General features: G+C 64.3%; 22 protein-coding genes. 20 read left to right on the top strand and 2 right to left on the bottom strand.

Features of this window, described 5'->3' with window-relative positions; all coding sequences use genetic code 11:
* The first annotated feature begins 11 nt into the window (after positions 1-11).
* From PIN01S_RS18820 to PIN01S_RS18810, 3 genes are all read left to right on the top strand, one after another.
* Complete coding sequence (locus PIN01S_RS18820; RefSeq protein WP_084337792.1) at positions 12-1,214, top strand: hypothetical protein; 1,203 nt, start codon at positions 12-14, stop codon at positions 1,212-1,214.
* Between the two features lie 45 nt (positions 1,215-1,259).
* The gene (locus tag PIN01S_RS18815; RefSeq protein ID WP_244505990.1) at positions 1,260-1,601 is read left to right on the top strand and encodes an immunity protein Imm33 domain-containing protein; all 342 of its coding nucleotides are present in this window, start codon (positions 1,260-1,262) and stop codon (positions 1,599-1,601) included.
* A 122-nt stretch (positions 1,602-1,723) separates the two neighbouring features.
* Complete coding sequence (locus tag PIN01S_RS18810; RefSeq protein ID WP_084337788.1) at positions 1,724-2,335, top strand: DUF6037 family protein; 612 nt, start codon at positions 1,724-1,726, stop codon at positions 2,333-2,335.
* A gap of 51 nt (positions 2,336-2,386) precedes the next feature.
* On the opposite strand, the gene PIN01S_RS18805 is transcribed toward PIN01S_RS18810, so the two are convergent.
* Positions 2,387-3,001, bottom strand: coding sequence for a TetR/AcrR family transcriptional regulator (locus PIN01S_RS18805; RefSeq protein ID WP_084337786.1), 615 nt, complete (start codon positions 2,999-3,001; stop codon positions 2,387-2,389).
* Between the two features lie 153 nt (positions 3,002-3,154).
* Between PIN01S_RS18805 and PIN01S_RS18800 the strand changes: the two genes are divergently transcribed.
* From PIN01S_RS18800 to PIN01S_RS18775, 6 genes are all read left to right on the top strand, one after another.
* Complete coding sequence (locus PIN01S_RS18800) at positions 3,155-4,426, top strand: serine hydrolase domain-containing protein (RefSeq protein ID WP_084337784.1); 1,272 nt, start codon at positions 3,155-3,157, stop codon at positions 4,424-4,426.
* A 131-nt stretch (positions 4,427-4,557) separates the two neighbouring features.
* Complete coding sequence (locus tag PIN01S_RS18795) at positions 4,558-5,886, top strand: alginate export family protein (RefSeq protein ID WP_084337783.1); 1,329 nt, start codon at positions 4,558-4,560, stop codon at positions 5,884-5,886.
* 38 nt (positions 5,887-5,924) lie between these two features.
* Positions 5,925-7,025 carry a polyamine ABC transporter substrate-binding protein gene (locus PIN01S_RS18790; RefSeq protein ID WP_084337781.1) on the top strand — a complete coding sequence of 367 codons (1,101 nt, stop codon included), beginning with the start codon at positions 5,925-5,927 and terminating at the stop codon, positions 7,023-7,025.
* Positions 7,026-7,317: 292 nt separating this feature from the next.
* Positions 7,318-8,148, top strand: coding sequence for a p-hydroxycinnamoyl CoA hydratase/lyase (locus PIN01S_RS18785; RefSeq protein WP_084337779.1), 831 nt, complete (start codon positions 7,318-7,320; stop codon positions 8,146-8,148).
* Positions 8,149-8,278: 130 nt separating this feature from the next.
* A complete protein-coding gene (locus tag PIN01S_RS18780) occupies positions 8,279-9,727 on the top strand; it encodes an aldehyde dehydrogenase (protein ID WP_084337777.1) in 1,449 nt (482 codons plus the stop codon).
* A 261-nt stretch (positions 9,728-9,988) separates the two neighbouring features.
* Positions 9,989-11,863: a feruloyl-CoA synthase gene (locus PIN01S_RS18775; protein WP_084337775.1), complete on the top strand. Its 1,875-nt coding sequence runs from the start codon at positions 9,989-9,991 to the stop codon at positions 11,861-11,863.
* A 60-nt stretch (positions 11,864-11,923) separates the two neighbouring features.
* On the opposite strand, the gene pobA is transcribed toward PIN01S_RS18775, so the two are convergent.
* Entirely contained in the window at positions 11,924-13,108 is a 1,185-nt protein-coding gene (gene pobA, locus PIN01S_RS18770) for a 4-hydroxybenzoate 3-monooxygenase (protein WP_084337773.1), read from the bottom strand.
* 118 nt (positions 13,109-13,226) lie between these two features.
* Between pobA and PIN01S_RS18765 the strand changes: the two genes are divergently transcribed.
* The 11 genes from PIN01S_RS18765 to pcaF all read left to right on the top strand — a co-directional run bounded on the left by PIN01S_RS18765 (position 13,227) and on the right by pcaF (position 24,141).
* Positions 13,227-14,084, top strand: coding sequence for a helix-turn-helix domain-containing protein (locus tag PIN01S_RS18765; RefSeq protein ID WP_084337771.1), 858 nt, complete (start codon positions 13,227-13,229; stop codon positions 14,082-14,084).
* Complete coding sequence (gene pcaQ, locus PIN01S_RS18760) at positions 14,081-15,013, top strand: pca operon transcription factor PcaQ (protein ID WP_084337769.1); 933 nt, start codon at positions 14,081-14,083, stop codon at positions 15,011-15,013. Before PIN01S_RS18765 ends, pcaQ begins: the two co-directional genes overlap by 4 nt.
* A gap of 128 nt (positions 15,014-15,141) precedes the next feature.
* On the top strand, positions 15,142-15,861 hold the full coding sequence (gene pcaH / locus PIN01S_RS18755) for a protocatechuate 3,4-dioxygenase subunit beta (protein WP_084337767.1): 720 nt from the start codon (positions 15,142-15,144) through the stop codon (positions 15,859-15,861).
* Positions 15,862-15,871: 10 nt separating this feature from the next.
* Positions 15,872-16,477: a protocatechuate 3,4-dioxygenase subunit alpha gene (gene pcaG, locus PIN01S_RS18750; protein WP_084337765.1), complete on the top strand. Its 606-nt coding sequence runs from the start codon at positions 15,872-15,874 to the stop codon at positions 16,475-16,477.
* Complete coding sequence (zapE, locus tag PIN01S_RS18745) at positions 16,467-17,561, top strand: cell division protein ZapE (protein ID WP_084337763.1); 1,095 nt, start codon at positions 16,467-16,469, stop codon at positions 17,559-17,561. The genes pcaG and zapE overlap by 11 nt, the downstream gene beginning before the upstream one ends.
* 7 nt (positions 17,562-17,568) lie before the next feature.
* Entirely contained in the window at positions 17,569-18,498 is a 930-nt protein-coding gene (locus tag PIN01S_RS18740; RefSeq protein ID WP_084337761.1) for an AEC family transporter, read from the top strand.
* 93 nt (positions 18,499-18,591) lie between these two features.
* Complete coding sequence (locus PIN01S_RS18735; RefSeq protein ID WP_084337759.1) at positions 18,592-19,434, top strand: IclR family transcriptional regulator domain-containing protein; 843 nt, start codon at positions 18,592-18,594, stop codon at positions 19,432-19,434.
* A gap of 291 nt (positions 19,435-19,725) precedes the next feature.
* Positions 19,726-21,075: a 4-hydroxybenzoate transporter PcaK gene (gene pcaK / locus PIN01S_RS18730; RefSeq protein WP_084337757.1), complete on the top strand. Its 1,350-nt coding sequence runs from the start codon at positions 19,726-19,728 to the stop codon at positions 21,073-21,075.
* Positions 21,076-21,284: 209 nt separating this feature from the next.
* On the top strand, positions 21,285-22,142 hold the full coding sequence (locus PIN01S_RS18725) for a CoA transferase subunit A (RefSeq protein WP_084337755.1): 858 nt from the start codon (positions 21,285-21,287) through the stop codon (positions 22,140-22,142).
* Positions 22,142-22,939 carry a CoA-transferase subunit beta gene (locus tag PIN01S_RS18720; protein ID WP_084337753.1) on the top strand — a complete coding sequence of 266 codons (798 nt, stop codon included), beginning with the start codon at positions 22,142-22,144 and terminating at the stop codon, positions 22,937-22,939. The genes PIN01S_RS18725 and PIN01S_RS18720 overlap by 1 nt, the downstream gene beginning before the upstream one ends.
* Entirely contained in the window at positions 22,936-24,141 is a 1,206-nt protein-coding gene (gene pcaF / locus PIN01S_RS18715) for a 3-oxoadipyl-CoA thiolase (RefSeq protein ID WP_084337751.1), read from the top strand. The genes PIN01S_RS18720 and pcaF overlap by 4 nt, the downstream gene beginning before the upstream one ends.
* Positions 24,142-24,218 lie beyond the last annotated feature (77 nt).

Raw genomic sequence — 24,218 nt, 5'->3', positions numbered from 1 at the left:
GTACATATCGAGTGTTGGCATTTTTTCTAGGTGCAGGAGCGTCAGTAGAGTGTGGGATGCCGCTTGTCTGGCCATTTACAGCCACATTTAGGGAGAATGTTTTAAAGAGGATTGATACACAGCTATTCAATTTTTCAGGCAATGACGAAATTAAAGAGCGATTTGTAGTAATCATAAATAATACGGATATGCACTATGAGCAAATGGTAAGCGAGCTAGAGAAATGGAGCCTATCTTCGGTTGGAAAAGAGCGCGAAATTGTTGGTGGGCTAATTAAGCAAACCACAGAATGCATCCAGTTATTGCTCTTGGAGCTGCAAGAGAAATGCAATCCTAGAATGCAGTTGAGATTTGATCACTATTTTGGTCTGAAAGCGATCATCAAAAAATTTGGCTGTTTAGATATCTATTCACTGAATCATGACTTAATCGTAGAGGAGCTATGTGCATTTTATAAAATTCCGTTGAAAGATGGTTTTTATGCTGATCGTGAACATGGATATAGTCGATTGGGCTCTTTCAAAGTTGTTACGAAAGAGGAGCTTCAGCAGCACCGCTTAGATTTCTTTGATCAAAATGAGTCTGGCGTTAATCTTGTCAAGCTACACGGATCTTTTGATATTTTTGCAATAGAAGATAAAGGTAAATACCTGAAGTCTGTCGGAGGCAGTGAGTTTGGGTCTTACGTTAGGGCGGTTAGAAATATCGAAAGACTTAGCTTGGAGGAATGCCGAAAGTCGGGCGTTCGAGGGGTTAATGAGCTTTTTGTTAATGATGATTCCGGTGAACTGCAATTTCTAAGGCGATCTTTACTTTCAGGTGGACACAAGTTTTCAGATAAATTTGAACAGATTGCACCTAGGGAGTTATTTGAAGAATTTAAAACTAGAATTATGTCTGCTCGTGAACTTGTTGTCATTGGCTATGGTTTCGGAGATGAGCATGTAAATGTGGTCTTTTGTGATTGGTTGAAGATACCAGGTACAAAGTTAATAGTCTGCGACCCATATAGAACCGAAGTTCCAGGCTTTTTATCAAGCAATGCTAATCAGATAGAAATTAGAAATTTGGGATTTACAGACTTGCTTCTATCATTTGATCCCGAGGGTGACAGTGATGATAAAAAGCAAGAAAGAATGCTTATTCAGCGTCTTGAGTCATTGTCTAAGTCAGAGATTGGAAATCTAACAAGTTTGTTAAAAGGACGCTCCTGACGTCACGCCTTTTACAAAAGCGTTATGCACCTTCGGAGTAAAACCGTGAAAATCCTGAAGGAACAGACCATCTGCGAATGGAAGAATGTTACCCCTCAGAAACCCGAGAGCGGGTCAAAACTTGGAATCGCCTTAAGCACAATTGGGCAGTTACCCATTAACGGGCTTAGGCATAAACCAGAAAAGGGTACTAATGGCTGGTACATCTGGTGTGGCACAGAGCTGTCCGACGCTGTCGATTTCTTCTCTCCGTTGCATATAGAGCACATCGGCAGCTACCTTCCAGAGGTGGCAAGCTACCTTGATCTACCTGCCGGCTACCGCTTTCTTATCGACGGCAATGATTTTGAAGATGTATGGTTTGATTCCGAGTTGCTCAATGCATAACAACTGGTATATGGACTCTCCCCACAAGTAGTGAGCAATAACTTTTCGATCCCATCGTCAGCGCGGTTGCATTCGAATCAACAAAATAGTTCTAAGCAAAATACTGAATATCAAGGGTAAAAATGAGTGTATTTGAGAATTTCAAGTTATTAAAAGCGGATATGATTGCAAAGGGTTGGGTCATAGACGCATTCCCTTTCAATTACAAAGGCCGTGATTACATTGTGTTGGCTAAATTGTACGGAGATGGAGAGAAAAAACCGAAATACGCTCTGATGAAAGTAGAGATATTGAAAAGTGAAAATGTTAGTGAGCGACTGGTTTTAGCTGTAAACGCAAATGGGTTCCTTGTCGAGGCTAAACTTTTAAGAGCGTTTTTCAATATAGAGTATGGTGAAAACCTTGGGGATTTATTGAGTCAGTTTAATGAGTACTTTGCTCAATTTATTCCAGCTCAAGTAACTTTGGGTAAACCGCCACAAATTGAGGAGGCAATGGTTGCATCTTTATCAATGAGTGACAGTCAAGATCCCAATAAGCGATACTGTTATGCGGTTAGGAGAAATCCAGATGGGCAACAGAGAACTTCATTTAATGACAACAAAACTAGGCTGCTAAGACCTACCTTGTACCCAGAGTTCAGCGGTGATCAGTCGATAAGCTTTTGCTACTCAATCGATGCTAACGATCAGAATTCTGATGCAGTGATAATTCAAAATTTTTCTAACAGATGAACTGGTGGGAGTGACGGTAGATAGCTTTTTCAGACTTTCCGTAGCCGCCGGCTAGCGAGCGATCATGCCCTGCAGGATCAGCCCGCTGGTCTGGCGTACCTGGCGGCGGTGCTGTTCGAGGTCCATCGGCTCGCTGCTGACCAGGCGCAGGATCTGCAGGTGCGAGTAGTCGTTGAGCAGGAAGGCGGCCAGTTCCACGTCCAGGTCCGCGCGCAGCTTGCCGCGCTGCTGCAGGTCGCGCAGCAGGCTGGCGATGGCGTGCTGCAGGCTTTCGTTGAGACGCTTGTACTTTTCCGGCAGCTCGCTCTGGTCGCCGCCGAGCACGTGCAGCAGCAGTTCGCGCCAGATCGGCGCGGGCAGCATGCTCAGGGCATGGTCCACCAGCACCTGCTCCAGATAGCACAGCGCGTCGAGCGGGTCGTCCAGCTCGGCCATGTGTGCGCGGGCCTCCTGCAGCGCCGTTTCGTCGGCCTTCTGCAGCATCTCCAGGATGATTTCCTGCTTCGAGCCGAAGTACTTGAACACCGTTGGCGCGGAAACGCCCGCCTCCCTGGCGATCTGCTCGATGGTGGTGTTGTCGAACCCCTGCCGCTCGAACAGGGCCACACCCGCCTCGCTGATCGCCTTGCGGCGCATGGCTTTCTGATGTTCGCGCAGACCGCTCACAGTCCCACTCCTTATCCCTATCGCTGGCGGCGAGCATAACGGATGTTCGTTTTCAGGTGAAAATATTTTATTGACTAAAGTTTTTTATTGGAGCAATTATTCTGTCACATCTGCCGCGCGCAGAGCATTCGCAGAACAAAGGACAGAGCTTCCATGGCTGCCTCCACAAACCCTTCCATCCCCAACCAGCTGGCGCGTCTGTACGCCGATGCCCATGAGGCCCTGCTCCAGGCCCGGGAGCCGCAGCGCTTGATGACCGGCTTTCCGCCCGCGGCCGAGCATCTGGTGACCTGGCACAACTGGATGAGCCCGCCCTTCAACAAGTGGGGCTTCCGCCACCTGGGCCGCCTGCGTCCCAGCATCAGCGTGCCCTGCGGTCAGGCCATGCAGCCGCTGCCCGAGGCGCGGCTGGATCTCGATGGCTTCAGCTTCACCAGCGAGTGCGGGTTGAACGTGCGCCTCGACGAGCACCTGCTGGCCAGCCATGCCGACGGCTTTATCGTGCTCAAGGCGGGGCGGGTGGTGTACGAGCGCTACTTCAACGGTCACGGCGCCAACGACCGCCACGTCATGTTCTCGGTGACCAAGTCGCTGATCGGCACCCTCGCCGAGCAGTTGATCTGCGAGGGCAGGCTCGATCCCGAGCGCCTGGCCGGCGACTACGTGCCGGAGTTCGCCGGCAGCGCCTACTTCGATGCCAGCGTGCGCCAGCTGCTGGATATGGCGGTGGGCATCGATTACACCGAGCGCTACGACGACCCGGCTTCGGAAAGCTCGCAGTTCGGCTACGCCTGCGGCTTCCAGCCGGCGCCGGCCGCGTACGCCCGGTACGCCTCGCTCTACCAGTTCCTGCCGTCGCTGCGCAAACGCGGCGAACATGGTGGACTGTTCCATTACGTCACCGCCACCACCGAGGCGCTGGCCTGGGTGATGGAGCGGGCCTGCGGTGAAGCCTGCCATGAACTGTTGGCGCGGATCTGGACGGCGATCGGCTGCCAGCGCGACGGCTACTTCATGGCCGACCCCTGGGGCCGTGGCGTCTCCGGCGCCGGTTTCAACGCGACGCTGCGCGACATGGCGCGCTTCGGCCTGCTGCTGGCAGGCCGTGGTCAGCATCAGGGCCAGACCCTGATCGATGCGCGCGCCATCGATGCCATCGTCGCCGGCAGCGACCCGCGGATCTACGCCCAGGACGAGGAATTCGCCCAGTGGATGCCCGGCGCGTCCTACCGCAGCCAGTGGTACGTGTTCAACGACCACAGCCGCGCCATCGCCGCCGGCGGCATCCATGGCCAGTACCTGTTCGTCGACTTCGAGGCCGACGTGGTGATCGTCAAGCAGTCCTCGCTGCCCGAGGCGGTAGGCATCTTCGACGTCGATAACGTGCGCGCGCTGCGCACGCTGGCCGCTCATCTACGCGACTGAGCCAGACCCCCCAAGGAACAAGAAAGATCTGGCGGCCCGCGCTGGCGGGCCTGCCGGTTTGCAGCCGGCTGCTTGCCGAGCTGCTTTGCAACTGCCCTGTGACACAACAACAACTTACCCAGGAGCATTTCATGATTCGCCTACCCTTCACGCCCACGCTGCTCGCCGTGGCGCTGCTGAGCAGTGCCAGCGCCATGGCCGGCTACAGCTTCGAGTCCGGCGGACTCGAAGGCGAGGTCAGCCTGACCGCCTCCGCCGCTGCCCTGTTCTCGCGCAACAGCAACTTCGGTCTCGGTCGGCTCGATACCCGCACCGGCGAGATCGGCGACAAGCACGCCAACTGGCAGGAGCTGGCGATCAAGCCGGCGCTCACCTTGCAATACCACCTGGGCCCCGATTTCGATCTGCTGGCCGGCGGCTCGGTGGTCGGCGCCAGCACCTTCGGCGACGGCGATGCCGGCGGCTTCACCCGCAGTTCCGATGGCCGGACCAGCGTCGAGGAGGCCTACGCCGGTTTCCGCGCCGGGCAATGGCGCTTCACCGCCGGTCGCCAGGACTACATGATCGGCCAGGGTTTCATCGTCATGGATGGCAACCTCGACATGCATAACGACGGCGCCTATTGGCTGGGCCCGCGCACCGCCTTCCGCGACAGCGCCGTGCTGGGTTGGAGCGGCGAAGCGCTGTCGGCGCAGGCGTTCACCCTGCGCAGCGACGATCATCTCGGCGACTACCGCATGAGCGGCCTCAACGCCGACTACCAGCTCGGCGAACTGGCCACGCTCGGCGCCATGGCGATGAAGCTCGACTCCGAGGAGCGTTCGTCCAACCTGGCGGCGCCGCGCGAGGGCATGAAGGTCTACAACCTGCGCGCCCTCAACGTCGTGCTGCCGGGCCTCAGCGATCTGACCCTGAACGGCGAGTACGCCGTGCAGCGCGGCAGCGGCGAGGGCACCGAGTTCGACGCCAAGGCCTGGTACCTGGGCGGCGAGTACCGCTTCAGTCAGCTGCCGTTGCAACCGCGGCTGGGCTATCGCTACGCCTACTTCTCCGGCGACGACGATCTGGGCGACAACCGGCAGAAGGCCTGGGACGCGCTGAGCAAGGGCTATATCGACTGGGGCACCTGGCTGATCGGCGACATCACCGGCAACTACCTGCTCAACAACAGCAATCAGAAGGTCCACACTTGGTCGCTGAAGTCCGAGGTCGCGCCGGGCGTCACGCTGGGCACCCTCTATCACCGCTTCTCCCTGGACGAGCAGAATCTGTTCGGCGCGCCGCTGAGCAGCACGCGCTTCGCCGACGAGCATGCGCTGTTCGTCGACTGGAGCCCCAGCGCCAGCCTGTCCACCTCGCTTTCCTACAACTGGGTCAAGGCCAAATCCGCCGCCAAGGAGTTCTTCGGCAACGACCGGGATTTCTCCGCATTGCAGCTGTACGTCACTTATCGCTATTGATCTGGCACGCGGCCGAGCGGCCGCGTAGGGAGTCGAAAATGAAGATGTGCAAACGTGGCGCGCTGGCCCTGCTGGCGGCAACCCTGATCAGCCTGCCGGCGCTGGCCGAACAGCGCAGCGTGCGGGTCTACAACTGGATCGAGTACCTGCCGGGCGAGGTTCTCAAGGACTTCGAGGCCGACACCGGCATTCGTCCGATCTACGACGTGTTCGACAGCGCCGAGACCCTGGAGTCCAAGCTGCTCACCGGCAATTCCGGCTACGACGTGGCCTTTCCCAGCAGCTCCTCGCTGGCGACCTTCATCGCCGCCGGCACCTTCGAGAAGATCGACCGCAGCAAGCTGAGCAACTGGCAGCGCCTGGACGAGTCGTTCATGGCCGAGCTGGAGAAGACCGGCGACGTCGGCAACCAGTACGCCGTGCCCTACATGTGGGGCACCACCCTGATCGGCTACAACGTCGACAAGGTGCGCGCTGCGCTGGGGCCGGACGTACCGCTGGACAGCTGGGACCTGATCTTCAACCCCGAGTACCTGTCGAAGCTGGCCTCCTGCGGTGTCGGCTTCCTCGATTCGCCGAGCGAGATCCTGCCCATCGCCCTACATCATCTGGGCCTGTCGCCGCACTCGCAGGACCCCGGCGACTACCGCAAGGCGCAGGAGCTGATGATGAGCATCCGCCCGCACATCACCTACTTCAACTCCTCGCGCTACGGCTACGACCTGGCCAACGGCGAGATCTGCATCGCCGTCGGCTGGTCGGGCGGCGTCGAGCTGGCGCGGAAGATGGCGGTGGCTGCGGGCAAGGGCGTGCGCATCGACATGATCCTGCCCAAGGAAGGCGCGCCGCTGTGGTCCGACGTGATGGTGATCCCCAAGGGCGCCGGCAACCTCGACGAGGCGCACGCCTTCATCGACTACCTGATGCGCCCGGAGGTGATCGCCAAGATCAGTACCGCTCTCGGCTACCCCAACGCCAACAAGGACGCCACCGCGCTGGTCGATCCGAGCGTGCGCGACAACCCCAAGATGTATATCCCCGCCGAGCAGATGGACAGCCTGTTCGCCCTCAAGGCCTTGCCGCTGAAGGTGGAGCGCGTGCGCATGCGCACCTGGAACAGCATCCGTACCGGCAAGTAAGGCGCGTCGGCGCCTCGGGCCAAGGTTCGGGGCGTCGGTTGGCGTTTGTCACGACGCCGTCTCCGTGGGGGCGCCGCGCGCACCATCAGCAGCGCCGGATCCGGTCCGTGGCAACGAGGCAGCCCCGGTGCGCATGGCGCACCCTACGGTCGTTATCTCGACTAATTACCTATTTGTTAAGCACCTTTAATACGGTGCGGTAACCGAACATCTTTGCCATATTAGTTAATTGACATAACTAAATGCACGACCTACCTTGAGCACATCTACCCAACACATGCAGGACACGAACATGAGCAAGTACGAAGCGCGCTGGCAAACCGTGAAGGTCGAAGTGGAGGAGGGCATCGGCTGGGTCATCCTCAACCGTCCGGAAAAGCGCAACGCCATGAGCCCGACCCTCAACCGCGAGATGGTCGAGGTGCTGGAAACCCTGGAGCAGGATGCCGAGGTCGGCGTGCTGGTGCTGACCGGCGCCGGCGAGTCCTGGACCGCCGGGATGGACCTGAAGGAATACTTCCGCGAGGTCGACGCCGGCCCGGAAATCCTCCAGGAGAAGATTCGCCGCGAGGCCTCGACCTGGCAGTGGAAGCTGCTGCGCATGTACGCCAAGCCGACCATCGCCATGGTCAACGGCTGGTGCTTCGGTGGCGGCTTCAGCCCGCTGGTGGCCTGCGACCTGGCCATCTGCGCCGACGAGGCGACCTTCGGCCTGTCCGAGATCAACTGGGGCATCCCGCCGGGCAACCTGGTGAGCAAGGCCATGGCCGACACCGTGGGCCATCGCCAGTCGCTGTACTACATCATGACCGGCAAGACCTTCGGCGGGCAGAAGGCCGCCGAGATGGGCCTGGTCAACGAGAGCGTGCCGCTGGCGCAACTGCGCGAGACCACCATCGAACTGGCGCGCAACCTGCTGGAGAAGAACCCGGTGGTGATGCGTGCGGCCAAGATCGGCTTCAAGCGCTGTCGCGAACTGACCTGGGAGCAGAACGAGGACTACCTGTACGCCAAGCTCGACCAGTCGCGCCTGCTGGACAAGGAAGGCGGCCGCGAGCAGGGCATGAAGCAGTTCCTCGACGACAAGAGCATCAAGCCCGGCTTGCAGGCCTACAAGCGCTGAAGCGTGCCGGCCCGTAGGGTGCGCCATGCGCACCAAGCATCGGGTTGCCAGTGGTGCGCATGGCGCACCCTACACCTGATGGGGGCGTCGAGCGCGTTTCCAGAACAAGCACAATAAGAGGAATTGCCCCATGTACGAGGTGCCTTTGCTGATCGCCGGCAAGTCGGTCGCCGCGGCCGATGGCCGGACGTTCGAGCGCTGCCATCCGGTGACCGGCCAGCCGGTGTCGCGCGTCGCCGCCGCCACCCTGGCCGATGCCGACGCCGCCGTGGCGGCCGCCCAGGCCGCGTTTCCACAGTGGGCGGCGCTGGGGCCGGGCGAGCGCCGTGCGCGCCTGCTCAAGGCCGCCGAGTTGCTGGAAGACCGTACCGGCGACTTCATCGCCGTGGCCGGCGAGACCGGCGCCACCGGTGCCTGGTACGGCTTCAACGTGCATCTGGCCGCCGCCATGCTGCGCGAGGCGGCGAGCATGACCACGCAGATCAAGGGCGAAGTGATTCCCTCCGACGTGCCCGGCAGCTTCGCCATGGCCCTGCGTCAGCCCTGTGGCGTGGTGCTCGGCATCGCGCCGTGGAACGCCCCGGTGATCCTCGGCACGCGCGCCGTGGCCATGCCGCTGGCCTGCGGCAATACCGTGGTGCTCAAGGCCTCGGAGCTGAGTCCGGCGGCGCACCGGCTGATCGGCCAGGTGCTGCAGGAAGCCGGCCTCGGCGATGGCGTGGTCAACGTGATCAGCAACGCCCCCGAGGATGCCCCGGCCCTCGTCGAACGGCTGATCGCCAATCCGGCGGTGCGCCGGGTCAACTTCACCGGTTCCACCCATGTCGGGCGGATCATCGGCGAACTGGCGGCGCGGCACCTGAAACCGGCGGTGCTGGAGCTGGGCGGCAAGGCGCCGCTGCTGGTGCTCGACGATGCCGAGCTGGACGCCGCGGTGGCCGCCGCCGCGTTCGGCGCCTACTTCAACCAGGGGCAGATCTGCATGTCCACCGAGCGGCTGATCGTCGACGCCAAGGTGGCCGATGCCTTCGTCGACAAGCTGGCGCAGAAGGTCGCCAGCCTGCGCGCGGCGGACCCGCAAAGCGGCGCCGCGCCGCTCGGTTCGCTGATCGGCGCCGCCGCTGGCCAGCGCATCCAGGCGCTGGTCGACGATGCATTGAGCAAGGGTGCGCGCCTGCTCGCCGGTGGTGGTCTGGACGGCAGCATCATGCAGGCCACGCTGCTCGATGGGGTCACTGCCGACATGCGCCTGTATCGCGAGGAGTCCTTCGGCCCGGTGGCCGTGGTGCTCAGGGGCGATGGCGACGAGGAACTGCTGGCGCTGGCCAACGATTCCGAGTTCGGCCTGTCGGCGGCGATCTTCAGCCGCGACGTGTCGCGCGCCCTGCAACTGGCGCAGCGCATCGAATCGGGCATCTGCCACATCAACGGGCCGACGGTGCACGACGAGGCGCAGATGCCCTTCGGCGGGGTCAAGGCCAGCGGCTACGGCAGCTTCGGCGGCCAGGCGGCGGTGGAGGCCTTCACCCAGTTACGCTGGGTGACGGTGCAGAACGCGCCGCGGCATTACCCGATTTAGTGAGCAGTCCCGCCGGCTGGCCCCGTGCGCACCATGCTGCTGGCGTTGCGCACGGCCTAGCATCGTAGGGTGGATCACGCTTCATCGATCCACCAGAAGGGCGCCGCAACGGTGGATGAAAAGAGCGTCATCCACCCTACAGTTGTCCGACATTTGCTGTATGTCGCGACACCAGAGGGCCGCGGATCCTCGCTCGACAATAACAATCAGGACGCCACGCGCCGCTTGCGCAGGGCTCCAGGCTAAAAGAGGACGTGCATCGTGAGTTCCGCTTCTATCAAGGCGCCGGGAGCCGAGCCGGTCTACCGCCCCGTATCGATCAGCCGCGCGCCGGTCGAATTCAGTCGCGACGCAGACGGTGTGCTGCGCCTGCGTTCCTGCGAGCCGCTGCAGACGCCGGCCCGGCACCTGCTCGAACGCCTGGAATACTGGGCGCGGCAGGCCCCCGAGCGCACCTGCATGGCGGCGCGCGAGGCGGACGGCAGCTGGCGCCGCATCAGCTACGCGCAGATGCTCGCCAACGTGCGCGTGATCGGCGCGCACCTGCTGCCGTTCGGATTGTCGCCGCAGCGCCCGCTGCTGATTCTCTCCGGCAACGATCTGGAGCATATCCAGTTGGCCTTCGCCGCGATGTACGTCGGCGTGCCGTACTGCCCGGTGTCGCCGGCCTATTCGCTGCTGTCGCAGGACCTCGGCAAGCTGCGCCACATCGTCGAGCTGTTGCAGCCCGGTCTGGTGTTCGCCAGCCAGGTGCAGGGCTATGCGCGGGCCATCGACGGCCTGCTGCCGGCCAGCGTGCCGGCGATCTTCACCGAGGGCGCGCTGGCCGGGCGGCAGAGCCTGACCTTCGCCGATCTGCTGCAGCCCATCGACACCGCGCCGGCGCAGCGGGCCTTCGCCGCCAGCGGGCCGCAGACCCTGGCCAAGTTCCTCTTCACCTCCGGCTCCACCAGCCTGCCGAAGGCGGTGCCGACCACCCAGCAGATGCTCTGCGCCAACCAGCAGATGCTGCTGCAGACCTTCCCGGTGCTCGGCGAGGAGCCGCCGGTGCTGGTCGATTGGCTGCCGTGGAACCACACTTTCGGCGGCAGCCACAACGTCGGCATCACCCTGTACAACGGCGGCAGCTTCTACCTGGACGCGGGCAAGCCCACCGCCCAGGGCTTCGCCGAGACGCTGCGCAACCTCAAGGAGATTTCCCCCACCGCCTACCTGACGGTGCCCAAGGGCTGGGAGGAACTGGTCGGCGCGCTGGAGCGGGACGCCGAGCTGCGCGAGTCGTTCTTCGCCCGCATGAAGCTGTTCTTCTTCGCCGCCGCCGGCCTGTCCCAGGCGATCTGGGACCGCCTCGACCGCGTCGCCGAGGCCCATTGCGGCGAGCGCATCCGCATGATGGCGGGCCTGGGCATGACCGAGGCCTCGCCGTCGTGCACCTTCACCACCGGGCCGCTATCCGTGGCCGGCTATGTCGGACTGCCGGCACCGGGTTGCGAGGTCAAACTGGTACCGGTCGACGGCAAGCTGGAAGGGCGCTTCCGCGGCCCGCACATCATGGCCGGCTACTGGCGCGCGCCCGAGCAGAACGCCAAGGTGTTCGACGAGGAAGGCTATTACTGCTCCGGCGACGCGCTGAAGCTGGCCGACCCGCAGGCGCCCGAGGTGGGGCTGATGTTCGACGGCCGCATCGCCGAAGACTTCAAGCTGTCCTCCGGGGTATTCGTCAGCGTCGGGCCGATGCGCACCCGCGCCGTGCTCGAAGGCGCGCCGCTGGTGCAGGACGTGGTGGTGGCGGCGCCGGACCGCGAGGAACTCGGCCTGCTGGTCTTCCCCCGTCTCGATCAGTGCCGGGTATTGGCCGGCATGGCCGACGACGTCGAGGATGAGGCTGTGCTGGCTAGCGAGCCGGTGCGGGCCTGGTTCAGCCAGTGGCTGGCGCGTTTCAACCGCGATGCCACCGGCAGCGCCTCGCGCATCCAGTGGCTGCTGCTGATGGCGCAGCCGCCGTCGCTGGAGCTGGGGGAAATCACCGACAAGGGCTCGCTCAACCAGCGCGCGGTGCTGGCGCAGCGCGCCGCGCTGATCGACGCCGCCTACCAGGGTAGCGCCCCCGGCCTGTTGCGTCGGGAGGCGCGCTGATCCGCCACGCCGCCCGCTCTGCGATCTGCCCCGGCGCCTTGCCGCGCCGGGGCAGGGCCGTTATTCCACCGCCTCGTAAGGCAGGCCGACGTAGTTCTCCGCAATGGTGCGGCGCCCGGCCTCGGAGCCGACGTAGTAGTCCAGCTCGGTCTGCTGCATGCGCTGGCTGAAGGCGTCGGTGTCGGGGAAGCGGTGCAGCATCGAGGTCATCCACCAGGAGAAGCGCTCGGCCTTCCAGATTCGCCGCAGGCAGATCGACGAATACTTTTCCAGCAGGTCGTTACGGCCTTCCTGATGCACCTTGAGCAGGATGCGATACAGCGTGCTGACGTCGCTGGCGGCCAGGTTCAGGCCCTTGGCGCCGGTCGGCGGAACGATATGCGCGGCGTCGCCGACCAGGAACAGGTGGCCGTACTGCATCGGCTCGACCACGAAGCTGCGCAGCGGCGCGATGCTCTTCTCGATGGACGGGCCGGTCACCAGCTTGGCGGCTGTCTGCTCGGGCAGGCGGCGCTTGAGTTCGTCCCAGAAGCGCTCGTCCGACCAGTCCTCGACCTTTTCCTCGGCCCCGACCTGCACGTAATAGCGGGTGCGCGTCGGCGAGCGCATGCTGCACAGGGCGAAGCCGCGCTCGTGGTTGGCGTAGATCAGCTCGTCGTTGACCGGCGGCGTATCGGCCAGCACGCCGAGCCAGCCGAACGGGTAGACCCGCTCGAATTCGCTGAGCACCCCGGCCGGGATGGACTTGCGCGACACGCCGTGGAAGCCGTCGCAACCGGCGATCTGCTGGCAGTCCAGGCGCATCCGCTGGCCCTGGTGGAGGAAGGTGACATGGGGGTTCTCGCCCTTGAGCTCGTGCAGTTCGACCTCGCTGGCCTCGTAGAAGCAGGGCGCGCCGCTGGCCGCGCGGGCCTCCATCAGGTCGCGGGTGACCTCGGTCTGGCCGTAAACCATGACGGTCTTGCCGCCGGTCAGCGTGCGCAGGTCGATGCGCTCCAGGCGGCCGTCGAAGGCCAGCTCGAAGCCGTCGTGGACCAGCCCTTCGCGGTCCATCCGCTGGCCGACGCCGGCCTCGCGCAGCAGGTCGACCATGCCCTGTTCGAGCACCCCGGCGCGGATGCGGCCGAGCACGTAGTCCGGGCTCTGGCGTTCGATGATGACGTTGTCGATGCCGGCCTTGTGCAGCAGCTGGCCGAGCAGCAGGCCGGAAGGGCCGGCCCCGATGATGGCGACTTGGGTTTTCATTGTTGTTGTCCTGGTTGTGGCTGCCCCGTGCAAGGCGGCTGAACCTGTATTTTTTATGTACCTGCGCGCTGCTTGAAGGCAATATCTGCTGCATTGGTTGGACTTTTCGAGGATTACCATGCCTGGTCAGATTCCGGTGTTCAAACTCTACGGCGAGCAGCGGGCATGGCCGACGCCGGACCTGATCCATTGCGAATTGATCGCCGAGCGCAGTCGCCTGCACGGCTGGGAAATCCGCGCCCATTTGCACGGCGATCTGCTGCAGGTGCTGTATATCCAGAGCGGGCGTGCCGAGGTGGAGATCGACGGCCAGCGGCGGGTGCTCGAGCGCTCGGCGGTGCAACTGGTGCCGGCGCTGTGCGTGCACGCCTTTCGCTTTTCCGAGGATATCCAGGGCCATGTGCTGACCCTGGCGCAGCCGCTGGTCGAACACCTCGGTGCGGCGCTGGAGCAGCAGCCCTTGAGCCGCGCCGCCTGCTATCCGGCCGACGATCATCGCGGGCGCCTGGACGTATTGTTCGAGACCCTGGCGCACGAGTACGGCCGTCACGAGCCGGGGCGCGAGCTGATGCTGCAGTCGCTGATCAGCGCGCTGCTGGTCTGGCTGGCGCGCCAGGCGCTGGCCGACGAGCGTGCCCAGGCGCTGCTCAGCGATCGCGGCCGGACTCATCTGCGGCGCTTCCAGGCGCTGGTCGAGCAGCACTACCGCGAGCATCGCCCGCTGGACTGGTACGCCTCGCAGCTGGGGCTGAGCGTGGCGCACCTCAACAGCCTGTGCCGGCGCCTGGCCGGGCAGTCGGGCTTGCAGCTGCTCCACCAGCGCCTGCTGCTGGAGGCCAAGCGCAACCTGGTCTACACCTCGATGACCATCGCCCAGGTCGCCGACAGCCTCGGCTTCTCCGAGGCGGCCTATTTCTCCCGTTCCTTCAGGCGCTGGACGGGCGTGTCACCCAAGGATTTCCGGAGCCAGCGATGAACATCGACACCCGTATCAAATTCCGCCACCTGCTGTGCTTTCTCGAGATCGCCCGTCAGCGCAGTTTCGCCAAGGCCGCCGATGTGCTGGCCGTGAGCCAGCCGGCAATCTCCAAGACGCTCAAGGAGCTGGAGGAAATTCTCGACGCCAGTCTGTTCGAGCGCGGCAAGCAAGGCGTCAGCCTGACCGCCTCGGGTGTCGCCTTCATGCGCTACGCCGGGCCCTGCGTGCAGGCGCTGCGCGATGGGGTCGACAGCCTGCGCAGTGGCGAACACGAGGCCGGGCAGGTGCGCGTCGGCGTGCTGTCCACCGTCGAGAGCCTGCTGATTCCCGAGGTGGTGCGGCGCCTGCACGAGCGCCATGCGGCACTGGTGGTCAGCGTCGCCACCGGGCCGGGCGCCTATCTGCTCGGCCAGTTGCGCGTCGGCGAGCTGGACCTGGTGATCGGCCGCATGACCGACAGCCCGGATATCCAGGGCCTGACCTTCGAGCACCTGTACAGCGAGTCCATGACCCTGGTGGTGCGTCCCGGCCATCCGCTGCTGGCTGCGGGCAGCGCCGCGCTGGGCAGGCTCGGCGATTACCCGCTGGTATTGCCGACCGTCGGCACCACCATCCGCAAGCATGCCGACAGCCTGTTCGTGCAATGCGGCGTGACCCCGTCGCGGCAGCGCCTGGAGACCCTGTCGCCGGCGCTCAGCCGACGTTACGTGCAAACCAGCGATGCGCTATGGGTGGCGCCGCAAGACGCGGTCTGCCTGGACGTGCAGCGCGGTGAGCTGGTCGAGTTGCAGTTGGGTGTGCAGGAGCCAGGCGGTTCGGTGGGCATCTGCCGCAACGGCGCGCTGGGCCTGTCGCTGGCTGCCGAGGGCTTCTGCGGGGTGCTGCGCGAGGTGGCGCAGGCCTACCGTGAGAGCGTCTTCCCATAACCAATTGGTTATGAATTGGCGGCGTCTTTTCAATGTTCACCGGGGTGGCTTTGGCCGAGACTGCGCTCACTTCCCCGAGGTGTCCGCACCGCGGGGCGACTCCACAATAGCCATAACAGGAGCGCGCCATGCCTGCCGAGGACAACCGTCGTTTCGCCATTCGCGACCGCAACTGGCATCCGAAGGCCTTCACTCCCGACTACAAGACCTCCATCGCCCGCTCGCCGCGCCAGGCGCTGGTGAGCATCCCGCAGTCGATTTCCGAAACCAGCGGGCCGGATTTCTCCCACCTGAAAATGGGCCGCCACGACAACGACCTGCTGCTCAACTTCAACAACGGCGGCCTGCCGGTGGGCGAGCGGATCATTGTCTCCGGCAAGGTGATGGACCAGTATGGCAAGCCGATCCCGCATACCTTGGTAGAGATGTGGCAGGCCAATGCCGGCGGACGCTACCGGCACAAGAACGACCGCTATCTGGCACCGCTCGACCCGAATTTCGGCGGTGTCGGTCGCACCCTGACCGATGGCGACGGCAACTATTACTTCCGCACCATCAAGCCGGGCCCGTACCCCTGGCGCAACGGTCCGAACGACTGGCGGCCGGCGCACATCCACTTTTCCATTACCGGTCCGTCGATCTCGACGCGGCTGATCACCCAGCTCTACTTCGAAGGGGATCCGTTGATTCCGAAGTGTCCCATCGTCAAGTCCATCGCCAACCCGGATGCGGTGCAGACGCTGATCGCCCGCCTGGACATGAGCATGGCCAACCCGATGGACTGCCTGGCCTACCGCTTCGACATCGTGCTGCGCGGCCAGCGCAAGACCTTCTTCGAGAACCAGTGAGGTGCCGACCATGAACTTCGACCTGCTGCCGGAAACCCCCTCGCAGACCGCCGGCCCCTACGTGCACATCGGCCTGGCCCTGGCCGCTGCCGGCAACCCGACCCGCGACCAGGAAATCTGGAACCGCATGGCCAAGGCGGACGCTCCGGGCGAGCACATCCTGCTCATCGGCCAGGTGTTCGACGGCAATGGCCACCTGGTGCGCGACTCCTTCCTCGAGTTCTGGCAGGCCGATCACCTGGGCCGCTACGAAGAGGCCTACGACCTGGAAAAGCCGTTCAACTGCTTCGGCCGCACCGCCACCACCTTCGATGCCGGCGAGTGGACGTTGCACACGGTGAAGCCGGGCGTGGCGAACAACGCCGCCGGTGTTCCCATGGCGCCGCACATCAACGTGGCGCTGTTCGCCCGGGGCATCAACATTCACTTGCAGACGCGGATCTATTTCGACGATGAGGCCACGGCCAACGCCGCCGATCCGGTGCTCAACCTGATCGAGCAGCCGCAACGGCGCGAGACGCTGGTAGCCCGGCGCTGCGAGACGGACGGCAAGACCGCCTACCGCTTCGATATCCGCATCCAGGGGGAAGGGGAAACCGTCTTCTTTGACTTCTAGGACTGAAGAGCCCGGCCGGGACGGACTCGTCGAACCCGTCCCGCAACGTATCCGGCGGCACTTCGAAGTGGCGCTGGAGGCGCGCGGCTACCGGGCCGATGGTGCGCAACAGGCTGCCATCGATCACCTCGGCAGTTGGCTGGAGTCCCATCTCGCCGGTCATCGCGGCTGGTTGCGGCGGGTACCCGCCGGGGTCTACCTGTGGGGCGGGGTGGGGCGCGGCAAGAGCTTCCTGATGGACGCCTTCTTCGCCGCCGCGCCAGTGCAGGCCAAGCGGCGCGTGCATTTCCATGCGTTCCTGCAGGAGTTGCAGGCACGCATGCTGGCGTTCAGCGGCCAGGCCGATCCGCTGACCAAGGCCGCCAGGGCGCTCGCCGCCGAGCTTCGGTTGCTCTGCTTCGACGAATTCCACGTGCATGACATCGGCGACGCCATGCTGCTCGGCCGTCTGCTCGCCGTGCTAGTGGAGGAGGGCGTCGGGCTGGTCTGCACTTCCAACTACCACCCCGACGGGCTGTGCCCGAACCCGCTCTACCGCGAGCGTTTCGAGCCGGCCATCCGCCTGCTCGAAAAGCGCTTCGACGTGCTCTCCGTGGACGGCGGCGAAGACTACCGGCAGCGTTCCACCGCGCTGGAAGCCTGGGGCAGCTATGGTTGGCCGCTGGCAGCCGGGGACGACTGGCCGGGACGGCAACTGGAGCTGACGACCGCTGCGGAGCGGGATCTCACCCTGGAGGTCAACTACCATCCGTTGCAGGTGATGGCACGCGAGGATGACCGCGCCTGGCTGGAGTTCGATGCGCTGTTCCGCCAGCCGCATTCCAGCGCCGATTTCCTCTGGCTGTGCCAGCGCTTCCGCCGCATCGCCATCGGCACCGTGCCCTGGCTGGACGGCGAGGGCATCGACGTGCAGCAACGCTTCCTCAGCTTCATCGACATCGCCTACGACAGCGGCGTCCGGTTGGTGCTGGGGTGTGCGGCGGACCTCGATACGCTGTGCGCCGGCAAGGCACCTCAGGACTACGCCCGTACCCGCAGCCGGCTGCGCCAGCTTCAGCCGGTCAACCTGTCTCCCGACCCTTGAGCCTCGCATGCTGCAAATCCTGGGTATCACCGCGCCCATCTTCATCCTGATCGCCATCGGCTTCGGCTCGTCCCGTGCGCGGCTGGTGAGCCGCGAGCAGATCGCCGGCATGGGCACCTTCGTCATCACCTTCGCCCTGCCGGCGCTGGTGCTGAAGGCGCTAATCGAGCGGCCGCTGGGCGAGGTGTTCAACGGCACCTACCTGCTGGCCTATGGCCTGGCTTCGCAGGCGGTGTTCTGGCTGGGCTTCCTGTATTCGCGGCGGATACGCAAGGACAGCCTCAGCGGCAGCGCACTGAACGCCCTCGGCATGTCGGTTTCCAACAGCGGCTTCATTGGATATCCCATCGTGGCCATGGTGGTGGGACCGACCGGCGCGGTCGCCCTGGCCCTCGGCATGATGGTGGAGAACCTGCTGATGATCCCGCTGGCCCTGGCGCTGGCCGAACTGGGCCGGCAGAGCGGCGAAGGCCTGCGTGGGGCGCTGATCGGGACCTTCCGTCGCCTGCTGCGCCACCCGATCATCCTGGCCATTTCCCTCGGGCTGTTGCTGTCGCTGTTCGAGGTGCGCCTGCCAGCAATGCTGGGGAAGGTCGTCGAGATGCTGGCGATGGCCTCGGCGCCGGTGGCGCTGTTCGTCATCGGTGGCAGCCTGGATGGTCTGAGGGCGCGCGGACTCTTGGCCGACGTGGCGCAGCTCGGCCTGGGCAAGCTGATCCTCCACCCGTTGGCTGTGTTGCTGTGCTTCGCGCTGCTGCCGGCCGTCGATCCGGCGTTGCGCACGGCGGCCGTCCTGTTCGCCTGCGCGCCGATGATGAGCATCTTCCCCATCCTCGGCCAGCGCTACGGTTTGGAGGGCCGCTGTGCCGCGGCGCTGGTGGTCTGTACCGTGCTGTCGTTTCTCACGATCAGCGTCTTCGTCGGTCTGTTGCGGTAACGGACACTCTGCCGAGGGGTGGTGAGGCGGCCTGTTGCGATTATCGAACCTCGGTTCGATAATCGGCCCAGCCCTTGCCACCGGGATTACCCCATGCACGACGATTCCCGCCCCAGCCCGTCCACCCTGGCGCCGCCGATCATCGCGTCGCCGGCCAAGCGCATCGAGGCCTTCACCGGCGATCCCAATTTCATGACCTCCCTGGCCCGGGGCCTGGCGGTGATCCATGCGTTCCAGGAGCGCAAGCGCCACCTGACCATCGCGCAGATCAGCCACCGCACCGAAATCCCCCGCGCTGCCGTGCGCCGCTGCCTGCACACGCTGATGAAGCTGGGCTACGTCACCACCGACGGGCGCACCTATTCGCTGCTGCCCAAGGTGCTCACCCTTGGCCACGCCTACCTGTCCTCGACCCCGCTGGCGGTCACCGCCCAGCCGATCCTCGACCGCCTCAGCGAGCAACTTCACGAAGCCTTCTCCATGGCCACCCTGGAGGGTGATGAGATTCTCTACATCGCCCGTTCGGCGACGCCGCAGCGGCTGATCTCGGTAGACCTCAGCGTCGGCAGCCGGTTGCCGGCCTACTGCACGTCCATGGGCCGCATCCTGCTGGCGGCGCTGGACGATGCCGCCCTGGACGACTACCTCAGCCATGCCGACCTGCAGGTGAAGACCAGCCGCACCCTGCACACCCCCGAGGCGCTGCGCGCCAGCATCGAGGAGATCCGCCGACAGGGCTGGGTGATCATCGACCAGGAACTGGAAGTCGGCCTGCGCTCACTGGCGGTGCCGGTGCGCGACTCTTCCGGACAGGTGCTGGCGGCTCTGAACGTCGGCACCCATGCCGGCCGGGTCAGCCGGCAGGAGCTGGAAAACCGCTTCCTCCCGGCATTGCTGGTGGCCAGCCGCGAATTGAGCACGCGGCTCTATGCCTGATCCTTCAGGTAATCCCTGAATCGCCAAAGTGTTCGCTGATCGAACGCTTTGGCGATTATCGAATTGAACTCTCCGTTGCCTCTTCGTAGTGTCTGGGACGGCCGTTTCCGTCCGCGCGCCTGCTGCGGTGACGCGCGGCATGACCACAACAAGAACAACGAGAGTCAGCATGACCACACCCTCACGCGGAATCGCCCTGCGGCCGCCAGGCTTCACACCCGTTCCTGTCGCTTTCGCTGACACCGCTGCCGGTCGTCCGCGTTTCCCTCGCCCACCACAGGAATCGAACGCATGAACAGCCCCGCCGACATGCCGGCTGCCGTCCATCTGGACGTGCAGGACTTCATCAATACCCAGCCACTTTCCGCCTATCAGTGGCGGATCGTGGTGCTGTGCTTCCTGATCGTGTTTCTCGATGGCCTGGATACCGCGGCCATGGGTTTCATCGCTCCGGCGCTGACCCAGGATTGGGGCATCGATCGCGCCAACCTCGGCCCGGTGATGAGCGCCGCGCTGGGTGGCATGGTGTTCGGTTCGCTTGGCTCCGGGCCCCTGGCCGACCGCTTCGGGCGCAAGCTGGTGCTGATCGGCGCGGTGTTCCTGTTCGGTGTGTTCAGCCTGCTGGCGACCTTCAGTGCCAACATCGAACAGCTGATCGTGCTGCGTTTCCTCACCGGGCTCGGTCTCGGCGCGGCGATGCCCAACGCCGGCACGCTGGTCTCCGAATACACCCCGGAGCGCCTCAAGTCGTTGCTGGTCACCGGTATGTTCTGCGGGTTCAACCTAGGCATGGCCTCTGGCGGTTTCATCTCCGCCGCGCTGATCCCGACCTTCGGCTGGCAGAGCCTGTTGTTCGTCGGTGGCGTGCTGCCGCTGGTGCTGGTCGCCGCGCTGCTGCTCTGGCTGCCGGAGTCGGCGCGCTATCTGGTGGTGCGCAACCATGACGCGGAGCGGATTCGCCGGACCCTGGCACCCATCGCGCCGGCCGAGGTCTCCATGGCCGGCAGCTTCAGCGTGCCCGAGCAGAAAACCGTACAGAGCCGCAACATGTTCCGGGTGATCTTCTCCGGTACCTACAGCGCCGGCACGCTGCTGCTCTGGATGACCTACTTCATGGGGCTGGTGATCATCTACCTGCTCACCAGTTGGCTGCCGACCCTGATGCGCGACAGCGGTGCGAGCATGGAACAGGCGGCGCTCATTGGCGCGCTGTTCCAGTTCGGCGGTGTGCTCAGCGCGGTGGGGGTGGGCTGGGCGATGGACCGGATCGACCCGCACAAGGTGGTCGGCGTCTTCTACCTGATGGCCGGGGTATTCGCCTACTGCGTCGGCCAGAGCCTCGGCGAAGTGGCGCTGCTGGCCACCCTGGTGCTGTTGGCGGGCATGTGCATCAACGGTGCGCAATCGGCCATGCCGTCGCTGGCGGCGCGCTTCTACCCGACCCAGGGGCGGGCCACGGGGGTGTCTTGGATGATCGGTATCGGCCGCTTCGGCGCCATCCTCGGTGCCTGGATCGGCGCCACCCTGCTGGGGCTGGGCTGGAGCTTCGAACAGGTGCTCACGGCGCTGGTGGTGCCTGCGGCTCTGGCGACCCTGGCGGTGTTGGTGAAGGGAATGGTGAGCCACGCCGACGCCACTTGAGCGCCTGTCAATGCCTGCTGCGCGTCGTTAGAGCCGCAGGAAAGACGCCCCGGCGTGCCGGGGCGTCGTCGTTTCAGGACACTGGCGAATCTTAAGAAGTGTTCGATATTCGCACGTATAGTCGATTATCGGATTGTTTGCTCGAGTCGCTCCGCCTAGTGTTTGTCTCAACCCGGTTCTGTCGCGCCGGATAGCACAAGAGATCGACCATGGCTGAGTTACTCACCCTCCGCGAAGCGGTCGGACGCTTCGTCCACGACGGCGATACCGTCGCCCTCGAAGGTTTCACCCACCTGATTCCCACCGCCGCCTCCCACGAGCTGATTCGCCAGGGCAAGAAAGACCTGACCCTGGTGCGCATGACTCCCGACCTGGTCTATGACCTGCTGATCGGCGCCGGTTGTGCGAAGAAACTGATCTTCTCCTGGGGCGGCAACCCCGGCGTCGGGTCGCTGCACCGTCTGCGCGACGCGGTGGAGAAGGGCTGGCCGCAGCCGCTGGAGATCGAGGAGCACAGTCACGCCGACCTGGCCAACGCCTACGTCGCCGGTGCCTCGGGCCTGCCGTTCGCGGTGCTGCGCGCCTATGCCGGTTCCGACCTGCCGAAGGTCAACCCGATGTTGAAGACCGTTACCTGCCCGTTCACCGGCGAGGTGCTGGCGGCGGTGCCGAGCGTGCGTCCGGACGTTACCGTGATCCACGCGCAGAAGGCCGACCGCAAGGGCAACGTGCTGCTCTGGGGCATCCTCGGCGTGCAGAAGGAAGCGGCCCTGGCGGCCAAGCGCTGCATCGTCACCGTGGAAGAGATCGTCGATGACCTGAACGCGCCGATGAACGCCTGTGTGCTGCCGACCTGGGCGCTCAGCGCCGTCTGCCACGTGCCGGGCGGTGCCCGTCCGTCCTACGCCCATGGCTATTACGAGCGCGACAACCGCTTCTACCAGGCCTGGGACCCGATCGCCCGCAGCCGCGAAAGCTTCAGTGCCTGGATCGACGAATACATCCGCGGCACCGCCGACTACGCCGAGTACCTGAACAAGCTGGCCGCGCAGCAGGAGGCCCCGTGATGAGCACGCTCTCCACCAGTGACTACAGCACCAACGAAATGATGACCGTGGCTGCCGCCCGCCGCCTGAAGAACGGCGCGGTCTGCTTCGTCGGCATCGGCCTGCCGTCCAAGGCGGCCAACCTGGCGCGCCTGACCTCGTCGCCGGATGTGGTGCTGATCTACGAATCCGGTCCCATCGGCGCCAAGCCATCGGTGCTGCCGCTGTCCATCGGCGACGGCGAGCTGGCCGAGACCGCCGACACCGTGGTGCCCACCGGCGAGATCTTCCGCTACTGGCTGCAGGGCGGGCGTATCGACGTGGGTTTCCTCGGCGCCGCCCAGGTGGACAGGTACGGCAACATCAACACCACCGTGATCGGCGACTACCGGCAACCCAAGGTACGCCTGCCGGGCGCCGGCGGTGCGCCGGAGATTGCCGGTTCGGCCAAGGAGGTGCTGATCATCCTCAAGCAGTCGCACCGCACCTTCGTCGACAAGTTGGCCTTCGTCACCTCGGTCGGCCATGGCGAGGGCGGCGACCATCGCCGGCAGCTCGGCCTGCCGGGCAAGGGGCCGGTGGCAATCATCACCGACCTCTGCATCATGGAACCGGAAGCCGGCACCAACGAATTCATCGTCACCGCGCTGCACCCCGGTGTGACCCGCGAACAGGTGATCGAAGCCACCGGCTGGCCGATCCGCTTCGCCCCCGTTGTCGCCGAGACGCCTGCGCCCGACGAGACCGAGCTGAGCGCTCTGCGCGCCCTGGAAGCCCGCACGGCAGCCGCGCACGGTCAGCAAGGGGGTGAGGAATGAGCCGCGAGGTGTTCATTTGCGACGCGGTGCGCACGCCCATCGGCCGCTTCGGCGGTGCTCTCTCGGCGGTGCGCGCCGACGATCTGGCAGCCATCCCGCTGAGAGCCTTGCTGGAGCGCAACCCGCGCCTCGACCCGGCGGCCATCGACGAAGTGTTCATGGGCTGCGCCAACCAGGCCGGCGAGGACAACCGCAACGTGGCGCGCATGGCATTGCTGCTGGCCGGGCTGCCGGAAAGCGTGCCGGGTGTCACCCTGAACCGCCTCTGCGCCTCGGGCATGGACGCGGTGGGCACCGCCTTCCGCGCCATCGCCGCCGGCGAGATGGAACTGGCCCTGGCCGGGGGCGTGGAGTCCATGTCCCGCGCGCCCTTCGTCATGGGCAAGGCGGATGCCGCTTTCTCGCGCAATATGAAGATCGAGGACACCACTATCGGCTGGCGTTTCGTCAATCCGCTGATGAAGCAGCAGTACGGCGTCGATTCCATGCCGGAGACCGCCGACAACGTGGCCGATGAGTACGGCATCTCCCGCTCCGACCAGGACGCCTTCGCCCTGCGCAGCCAGCAGCGTGCGGCGGCGGCCCAGGAGGCGGGGTTTTTCGCCGAAGAGATCGTGCCGGTGCGGATCGTCCACAAGAAGGGCGAGACGCTGGTCGAGCACGACGAACATCCGCGTGCCGACACCAGGCTGGAGGCCTTGGCCAGGCTCAAGCCGGTCAACGGTGCGGACAAGACGGTCACCGCCGGCAATGCCTCGGGCGTCAACGACGGCGCGGCGGCGATGATCCTGGCCTCGGCCGAAGCGGTGGAAAAGCATGGCCTGCGGCCGCGCGCCCGGGTGCTCGGCATGGCCAGCGCCGGCGTCGCGCCGCGCATCATGGGCTACGGCCCGGTGCCGGCGGTACGCAAGCTGATGGCGCGCCTCGACCTGCAGATCGCCGACTTCGACGTCATCGAACTCAACGAGGCCTTCGCCAGCCAAGGCCTGGCCGTGCTGCGCGATCTCGGCCTGGCCGACGACGCCCCGCAGGTCAACCCCAACGGCGGCGCCATCGCCCTCGGCCATCCGCTGGGTATGAGCGGCGCGCGTCTGGTCCTGACCGCGTTGCACCAATTGGAAAAATCCGGTGGCCGCCGTGGCCTGGCCACCATGTGCGTGGGGGTAGGGCAGGGCCTGGCCCTGGCCATCGAACGGGTATGACGGTTTGGCCGGTCCGGGCCGATGGAAAGGCTACGGGGCTCGGGCCGGCCTTCTGATGATCGTGATTTCGCCTTGAT

Source organism: Pseudomonas indica NBRC 103045 (genome assembly GCF_002091635.1).
Lineage (GTDB): Bacteria > Pseudomonadota > Gammaproteobacteria > Pseudomonadales > Pseudomonadaceae > Pseudomonas_M > Pseudomonas_M indica.
The sequence above is the reverse complement of the archived record's forward strand: the minus strand, read 5'-3'. Positions and strand labels throughout refer to the sequence as shown.

Excerpts from the sequence above, each read along its gene's own strand:
- PIN01S_RS18810 (WP_084337788.1), top strand. The coding sequence starts at position 1,724 with ATGAGTGTATTTGAGAATTTCAAGTTATTAAAAGCGGATATGATTGCA.
- PIN01S_RS18800 (WP_084337784.1), top strand. The coding sequence starts at position 3,155 with ATGGCTGCCTCCACAAACCCTTCCATCCCCAACCAGCTGGCGCGTCTG.
- PIN01S_RS18795 (WP_084337783.1), top strand. The coding sequence starts at position 4,558 with ATGATTCGCCTACCCTTCACGCCCACGCTGCTCGCCGTGGCGCTGCTG.
- PIN01S_RS18790 (WP_084337781.1), top strand. The coding sequence starts at position 5,925 with ATGAAGATGTGCAAACGTGGCGCGCTGGCCCTGCTGGCGGCAACCCTG.
- PIN01S_RS18785 (WP_084337779.1), top strand. The coding sequence starts at position 7,318 with ATGAGCAAGTACGAAGCGCGCTGGCAAACCGTGAAGGTCGAAGTGGAG.
- PIN01S_RS18780 (WP_084337777.1), top strand. The coding sequence starts at position 8,279 with ATGTACGAGGTGCCTTTGCTGATCGCCGGCAAGTCGGTCGCCGCGGCC.
- pobA (WP_084337773.1), bottom strand. The coding sequence starts at position 13,108 with ATGAAAACCCAAGTCGCCATCATCGGGGCCGGCCCTTCCGGCCTGCTG.
- PIN01S_RS18765 (WP_084337771.1), top strand. The coding sequence starts at position 13,227 with ATGCCTGGTCAGATTCCGGTGTTCAAACTCTACGGCGAGCAGCGGGCA.
- pcaQ (WP_084337769.1), top strand. The coding sequence starts at position 14,081 with ATGAACATCGACACCCGTATCAAATTCCGCCACCTGCTGTGCTTTCTC.
- pcaH (WP_084337767.1), top strand. The coding sequence starts at position 15,142 with ATGCCTGCCGAGGACAACCGTCGTTTCGCCATTCGCGACCGCAACTGG.
- pcaG (WP_084337765.1), top strand. The coding sequence starts at position 15,872 with ATGAACTTCGACCTGCTGCCGGAAACCCCCTCGCAGACCGCCGGCCCC.
- PIN01S_RS18740 (WP_084337761.1), top strand. The coding sequence starts at position 17,569 with ATGCTGCAAATCCTGGGTATCACCGCGCCCATCTTCATCCTGATCGCC.
- PIN01S_RS18735 (WP_084337759.1), top strand. The coding sequence starts at position 18,592 with ATGCACGACGATTCCCGCCCCAGCCCGTCCACCCTGGCGCCGCCGATC.
- pcaK (WP_084337757.1), top strand. The coding sequence starts at position 19,726 with ATGAACAGCCCCGCCGACATGCCGGCTGCCGTCCATCTGGACGTGCAG.
- PIN01S_RS18725 (WP_084337755.1), top strand. The coding sequence starts at position 21,285 with ATGGCTGAGTTACTCACCCTCCGCGAAGCGGTCGGACGCTTCGTCCAC.
- PIN01S_RS18720 (WP_084337753.1), top strand. The coding sequence starts at position 22,142 with ATGAGCACGCTCTCCACCAGTGACTACAGCACCAACGAAATGATGACC.
- pcaF (WP_084337751.1), top strand. The coding sequence starts at position 22,936 with ATGAGCCGCGAGGTGTTCATTTGCGACGCGGTGCGCACGCCCATCGGC.